6 protein-coding genes and 1 riboswitch are annotated in these 6,624 nt (G+C 73.5%); all 6 genes read right to left on the bottom strand.

Annotation, left to right across the window (positions count from 1 at the left end; translation table 11 throughout):
- Positions 1-1,567, bottom strand: a 1,567-nt coding sequence (locus tag AC6EH9_RS16645; protein WP_498424648.1) for a thioester domain-containing protein, incomplete at its 3' end; no start/stop codon positions are given.
- A 293-nt stretch (positions 1,568-1,860) separates the two neighbouring features.
- Positions 1,861-2,505 carry a fasciclin domain-containing protein gene (locus AC6EH9_RS16640; RefSeq protein ID WP_498424646.1) on the bottom strand — a complete coding sequence of 215 codons (645 nt, stop codon included), beginning with the start codon at positions 2,503-2,505 and terminating at the stop codon, positions 1,861-1,863.
- 169 nt (positions 2,506-2,674) lie between these two features.
- Positions 2,675-2,989 (bottom strand): DMT family transporter, encoded by a 315-nt coding sequence (locus AC6EH9_RS16635; RefSeq protein WP_498424645.1) that lies wholly within the window; start codon positions 2,987-2,989, stop codon positions 2,675-2,677.
- Positions 2,990-2,999: 10 nt separating this feature from the next.
- A riboswitch (guanidine-III (ykkC-III) riboswitch) is annotated at positions 3,000-3,064 on the bottom strand.
- A 36-nt stretch (positions 3,065-3,100) separates the two neighbouring features.
- A complete protein-coding gene (locus AC6EH9_RS16630) occupies positions 3,101-3,703 on the bottom strand; it encodes a sugar O-acetyltransferase (RefSeq protein ID WP_498424643.1) in 603 nt (200 codons plus the stop codon).
- 33 nt (positions 3,704-3,736) lie between these two features.
- Entirely contained in the window at positions 3,737-4,756 is a 1,020-nt protein-coding gene (locus AC6EH9_RS16625) for a zinc-dependent alcohol dehydrogenase family protein (RefSeq protein WP_498424641.1), read from the bottom strand.
- Positions 4,757-4,852: 96 nt separating this feature from the next.
- Complete coding sequence (locus AC6EH9_RS16620) at positions 4,853-6,493, bottom strand: bifunctional 3'-5' exonuclease/DNA polymerase (RefSeq protein WP_498424640.1); 1,641 nt, start codon at positions 6,491-6,493, stop codon at positions 4,853-4,855.
- Positions 6,494-6,624: the final 131 nt, after the last annotated feature.

Here is a 6,624-nt window from a genome sequence, read left to right as displayed (position 1 = left end):
CACCCGGCGCGCGCACCCGCACCGCCCGCGTCCGGCTCCACCCCGCACCCGCACGCCAGGTCACCGTGCGCGCCAGGCTCGCCGCCCGGCAGGTCGCCGCCGCGCGGGACGCGTAGGGACCGTAGAGGCGGGCCGTGGCCGGCACCGTCGTCCCCCGCGCGAGCCCGGTGAGGCGGACCCGGTCGTAGAACGGCTGCCCGGGCCGGACCCGCTTGGCGGAGGTGCGGCTCTGGGCGCTCGGCTGCGCCTCGTAGGCGTTGGTGACCGTCACCGGGGTGACCGCGTTCTCGGCGATCGTCACACTCCCCGGCGCGATGGAGGTCGCGGTGAGGTTGACCCGAGGGTTGTCACCGTTCTGCGGCTCGGTGATCGTGCAGGTGGCCCCGGCAGGCAACCCGGTGACCGCGACGGTCTGGGAACCTGCCCCCGTGCCGGCCGGGATCCGGACCCGGCGCTCGACCGGCGTGCCCCCGTCGGCCGGGGTGCACACGACGCGGATGACCACCGGGTCCTGCAGCCCGGCGCCCGCACCGCTGATCGTCTTGATGACGTCGATGCCTCCGGCGGCGTACGGCGTGATCCGCACCCCAGCGACGACCTCGAGCGTGGTCGTCCGCGCGAGGATCAGCTTCTGGGCGCTCTCCCGATCGGGATCGCTGCCGTCGTAGAGGTAGACGGTGCTCTCCGGGACCGACAGCTCGCGTTCCAGGGCGAAGCCCTGTGGAGTCGCCGAGCTGACCGTGCGGACCCAGAGCCGGGCGCCGGCCGGGACCGTGTCCCCCGCCACCAGCTGCTGGGTGCCCGCGGCGTCGCTGAAGACCTCCACCCCTTCGAGGCGCAACGTCGAGGGCCCATCGGCGGTGACCGTGAACGGGCCCACCAGCTCACCGGTCGCGGGCGCCGACGCGGACTCCGGCGTGATGCTCAGCGCCGGCGGCGTCGGCTCCGTCGCCGGCCCGTTCGCAAGGGCGTCGGCCACGATCGCCGAGGTGAGCCCGAACAGCTGCGACTCCTCGGCGGGGTCGAGCACCAGGTTGTCGCTGAAGAACCAGATCGCGGCCTGCACCGCCGCGGACTTGACGTTGTCGGGGACCCCCGCGGGCAGCGGCTGGGTCGGGTGGTAGTTCTCCAGGATGTAGCTGACGTAGCCGAGGTTGGGCACGTTGGCCTCGGTCCAGTCGCCGCGCTCGTAGTTGACGCCGCTCTGAGTGGAGGTGAACAGGTCGATGCAGTAGGTCTGGGCGATGCCCCCCGCGTCGTCCTGCGCCTCGATGAGCCCCATGTAGGAGATCTCGTTGGGCGTCGATCCGGCGGGCACCGTCTCGGGGTATCCGTTGAGCGGGTTGAAGCCGGCCGGGGCATCGAAGGCGCTGACGCCGCTCTGGCCCAGCGCCCCGGTGATGGGGAGGACCTGCAGCTCGGTGAAGGCGGAGCGGGCCTCGGTCCCCCCACCGAGGATGGGCTCGGCCTGCGCCGGCAGGCCCACGGCGAGAAGCACGCTGGTCAGGGTCAACACGACGGCCACGCGAAGCGCCCTGGCCGGCCAGATCTTCAGGATCGAGTTCACGGACGTGCACCTCCCGAAAGCAGTGGTGTGGGACCTGCTCCCACACCGCTCTGCACCTCCCGCTCAAGAAGCGTCGCACCAGTTTCCATCCCCGGCAAGGGTCGCGCGCTCGGCCGGTGCGCGGTCCACGCGGGAGCGACCCGCTCTCAGGCGGACCTGTCTTCGGGGTGCGCGAACGGCGGCGGTGCTCGAGTCGTCCCTGGACACGAGGCGCCCCGGGCGCCTGGGACTCGAGACCTGCGGCGACGGCCGGCCCGGTGATCCGGGCCGGCCGTCGTCTGGTGCAGACGAGCTCAGAGGTTGATCGGACGCAGCACGCGGTTGATGCCGTGGGCGATCTGCTTGTTGCCCTTGTTGATGTCGAGGGCGAAGACCCGCGGGTTGCGGTCGTCGCGGTCCCGGTCGGCCAGGAACACCTGCGATCCGTAGACCCTCACCTCGACCTTCGAGCCGAGCGCGGTGGTCACCGACTTGTCGTCCAGGGCCACGACCCGGCGCGAGTCCAGGGTCTTGCCCGGCACCACGTGGTAGAGCAGCACGGCCTCGAGGGTGTCGACGTCCGCGGCCTGGGCGATCGCCCGGAAGGTGGCCCGCTCGGTGTTCGGCGCCTCTCCGGTCAGGTCGTGGGCCAGGCGCCGGAAGGCACGGTCGCTCGGGATGAACGCCGTCACCCGGGTCCGGCCCTGGGTGAGCACCTTGACCGCGCTGTCGGGCTTGGCCTCGAGGACGGTGAGCACCGCCTTCTCGACGATGTCGAAGTCCTGCCAGTTGCGGTCGAACCCACTGTCGGCCGCGAGCACCGTGGCCAGGCTGCGGTTGCCGGCCTTGCGTGCCGGCTCGTCCGCGGCCTGCGCGGGGGCGGTGGCCATCGTGGTTCCGGCCAGGGCGGCGGTGACGATGCCGACGAGGCCGAGCTTGACGCTGTGACGCTGGTTCATGGTGCTTTCCCTCCGGTGATGTACCCGACGCGGGCGGGCCGGTGCGCGGCTGCCTGCGTTTCCCTTGTCGAGGAGAGTTCGACACCGGGCCGAGATCGGATGGGGGAATCGGCGAAGTCGTCGTGGACGCGTTCGCGACCACGACTGCCTCACCGGCTCACACCGGCTCTCAGTGAACGGCCTTGAGCCCGATCACGCAGCCGACCAGCCCGAGCATGAGGAGGATCTTCACGCCGCTGACCGCTTCCTCGCCGACCGCCATGCCGTAGGCCACGGTGAGGCTCGCGCCCACGCCCACCCAGACGGCGTACGACGTGCCCACCGGCAGCGTGCGCATCGCGAACGCCAACCCACCCATGCTCAGCGTCAGGGCGACGGCGAACACCACCGAGGGCACCAGCCGCGAGAAGCCTTCGGACTTGCCCAGGGCGACCGCCCAGACCGCTTCCAGGACACCAGAGAGAACCAGGACGAGCCAGGCCATGACGAACTCCTCGAGGCCGTCTTGTCGCGTTCCGGGTACGGCTCCCTCGTCCGGTGAGCCGCTTCGGGGCTCGATTCCCAGCCTCTCACACCGCCCGCGCGGCCGCCCCGCTCACGCCTCGGTCGCCGCAGCCTCCTCCAGGGTGCGCACCACCCGTGCCGGGTTGCCCACGGCCACCACGTTGGCCGGCAGGTCCCGGGTCACGACCGCCCCGGCGCCGACCACGGTGTTCTCCCCGATGCTCACGCCGGGCAGCACGATCGCGCCCCCACCCAGCCAGACGTTGTCGCCGATCACGATCGGCTTCGCGGCCTCCCACTTGTCCCGGCGAGGCCCGGCCTCGACCGGATGGGTCGGCGTCAGCAGCTGGACGTTGGGGCCGATCTGGACGTCCTCGCCGATGGTGATGGGGGCGACGTCGAGGGCCACCAGCCCGAAGTTCGCGAACGTGCGGGCCCCGATGCTGATCCGCGATCCGTAGTCGACGTAGAACGGCGGGCGCACCTCGACGTCCTCTCCCACCGAGCCCAGCAGCTCGGTGAGCAGCGCGCGGCGCAGCGGCGCCTGGCGGGCGGTGGTCGCGTTGTACGCCGCGATCAGGTCGAGTGCCGTGGCGCTCTCCTCGGCGATCTCCGGGTCGTCGGCGAGGTACAGGTCGCCGGCGAGCATCCGCTCGCGCATGGTGCGGGCGTCGGGTTGCGTCGATGCGCTCATGGGCACGAACGTACACACCGTGGCGGGCCTGCGTCAGACGGTGAGCAGCACCTTGGTGGCGGTGCGCTGATCCATCGCCCGGTAGCCCTCGGCCGCCCGGTCGAGGGGAAGCGTGAGGTCGAAGACCCGGCCGGGGTCGATCTCGCGGTCCCAGATCAGCTCGACCAGCTCGGGCAGGAACCGGCGCACCGGCGCCGGCCCACCGTGCAGGTGCACGCCGGCCATGAAGAGCGTGTCGCCGGGCAGCGCCACGCCGTGGGACACGCCGACGAAGCCGACGTGCCCGCCGGGACGCGTGGAGGCGATGGCCTGCATCATCGACTCCTGGGTGCCGACCGCCTCGACGACCGAGTGCGCGCCCAGCCCGCCGGTGAGCTCCTTGATCATCGCGGCGCCGTCGTCGCCGCGCTCCTCGACGATGTCGGTGGCCCCGAACTCGCGCGCCAGCGCCTGACGCTGCGGATGCCGGCTGAACGCGATGACCCGCTCGGCCCCGAGCCGGCTGGCGGCCAGCACGGCGAGCAGTCCGACCGCGCCGTCGCCGACCACCGCCACCGTCTTGCCGGGGCCGGCCTCGGCGGCCGTGGCGGCGAACCAGCCGGTGCCGAGCACGTCGGAGGCCGCCATCAGCGAGGGGATGAGGTCCGGGTCGGGCCGCCCCGGGGTGGCCACCAGGGTCCCGTCCGCAAGCGGGATCCGGGCCAGCTCGGACTGGGTGCCGATCGTGCCCATCAGCACCCGGTTCACGCAGTAGGCCTGGTAGCCGGCGCGGCAGATCTCGCAGGTGTTGTCGCTGGCCCAGAAGGAGCCGACGACGAAGTCGCCGACCTTCACCTCGTCCACCAGGGAGCCGACCTCCTCGACCACGCCGACGTACTCGTGGCCCATCGGCTGGTGGTCCACGGGCTCGGCGCCGCGATAGGGCCACAGGTCGCTGCCGCAGATGCAGCTCGCGGCCAGCCGGATGATCGCGTCGGTCGGCTCGACGATCCGGGGGTCCTCGCGCTGCTCGACCCGCACGTCGCCGGGTCCGTGCATGACGACTTGGCGCATGGCGTGCTCCTCTTCGCTGGCTCTCGGACGCTGAGCGGCCGGCCAGGCGCCGGCCTCGGAGCATCGAGTCAACCCCACAATCGGCCTGCGCGGGAGTCAGGCGTCGACCGTGGCCCCCGGCTTGCCCGCCTCGGCGTAGGAGCGCACGGTCGAGATGTTGAGCGGGAAGTCGATGGGCAGGTCGCGGAACAGCAGCTCCGCCGCGGTCGCAGCCGCCTCGCGCGCCTGCGCCGCGACCTGCTCGGCCAGCGCCTGCGGGGTGTGCACGACGACCTCGTCGTGAAGGAAGAGGACCAGGTGCGGGCGGGTCACGAACGGGCCGGCCCCGCCGAGGCGCCACAGCCGGTTGCGCAGGTCGGCGATCCAGCACAGCGCCCACTCCGCACCGGTGCCCTGCACGACGAAGTTGCGGGTGAACCGGCCGTGCGCGCGCCGGATCCGGGCCTCGCGGTCCGGGTCGCGGCCGGAGCCCTGGTCCCACGCGTCGCCCAGGCGCGGCGACCCGCGGCCCAGCAGCGTGCGCACCTCCTGGCCGCGCTCCCCGGCCCGGGCCGCCTCCTCGACCAGGCCGAAGGCGTCGGGGTAGCGCCGGGTGAGCCCGGCGACCATCCGGCCGCTCTCGCCGCTGGTGGCGCCGTACATCGCGCCGAGCAGCCCGAGCTTGGCGTGCTTGCGGCTGGCGACCGCGCCGTCGTCGACCATCGCCTGGTAGAGGTCGGCGCCGCGGGCGGCGCCCGCGAGCGCGTGGTCGCCGCTCATCCCCGCGAGCACCCGCGGCTCGAGCTGGGCGACGTCGGCGACCACGAACGTCCAGCCGTCGTCGGCCACCGCGGCCGGGCGGACCTGCACCGGGAACGACAGCGCCCCTCCCCCGTTGGAGGACCACCGGCCGGTGGCGGAGCCGGCCGGCTGGTACGACGGCCGGAACCGGCCGCCGCTGACCCACTGGTCGATCCACGCCCAGCCGTTGGTCTGGAACAGGTGCGCCAGCTGCTTGTAGCGCAGCAGCGGCGCGATGGCCGGGTGCTCGAGCGCACGCAGCGAGGAGGCGCGGGTGTCGGTGACCTCCAGGCCGGCCCGGCGCAGCGCCGCCAGCAACTCGGGCCGCGAGTCCGGGTTGAGCCCCGGCGCCTCGAGCGCGCGTCGTACCTGCTCGGCCAGCGCCTCCAACCCGGCCGGCCGGGCACCGCGCGGTGGGCGCGGCCCGAGCAGGTCGGCGAGCAGTCGCTCGTGCACGTCGACGCGCCAGGGCACGCCGGCGTACGACATCTCGGCGGCGACCAGGGCGCCCGCCGACTCCGCGGCGAGCAGCAGAGCGAGCCGGCCGGGCTCGCGCGACGCCGCCACGGCCGCCCGCTGGCGGGCGTCCTCGAGGTCGGCGCGCAGGTGCTCGGCGGTGTCGTCGATCGAGAACAGCGCCGGGTCGGACGGCGCGCTCGGGCCGAGCCGGTCCCAACGCTCGGACTGCTCCCCGTCCAGCAGCCGCGCGTCCACCGCCGGGGCCTGGCGCAGCAGGTGGTGGGCCAGCCGCAGGTCGTGGCAGCGCTGGACCCGCACCCCGGCGGCCAGCAGCGGCGGGTACCACCGGGCGGTGTCGTCCCACACCCAGCGCGGCGCGTCGGCCTCGCGCTCGCGCACGTACGCCGCCAGGTCGGCCACGGCGACCCGGTGCTGCTGGTCGCCGTCGACCACCAGCACCTGCTCCCCAGACAGGCGCGAGAGACAGACCCGGGTCATGGGAGCAGCCTGACACGCGACGCCGACACCGACGCGCGGGCGGGTGTCGCCACGCCCGGGTCTCAGCCTGGCGCAAGATCGAGTAGGTGCTCGCGGCACGCTGCCCCGGTGAGGCGGACGTCGCGCGTAGG

This window comes from Nocardioides sp. Z21_20 (assembly GCF_059766585.1).
The sequence above is the reverse complement of the archived record's forward strand: the minus strand, read 5'-3'. Positions and strand labels throughout refer to the sequence as shown.

Coding starts and splice junctions, on each gene's coding strand:
- AC6EH9_RS16640 (WP_498424646.1), bottom strand. CDS start 2,505: ATGAACCAGCGTCACAGCGTCAAGCTCGGCCTCGTCGGCATCGTCACC.
- AC6EH9_RS16625 (WP_498424641.1), bottom strand. CDS start 4,756: ATGCGCCAAGTCGTCATGCACGGACCCGGCGACGTGCGGGTCGAGCAG.
- AC6EH9_RS16630 (WP_498424643.1), bottom strand. CDS start 3,703: ATGAGCGCATCGACGCAACCCGACGCCCGCACCATGCGCGAGCGGATG.
- AC6EH9_RS16620 (WP_498424640.1), bottom strand. CDS start 6,493: ATGACCCGGGTCTGTCTCTCGCGCCTGTCTGGGGAGCAGGTGCTGGTG.
- AC6EH9_RS16635 (WP_498424645.1), bottom strand. CDS start 2,989: ATGGCCTGGCTCGTCCTGGTTCTCTCTGGTGTCCTGGAAGCGGTCTGG.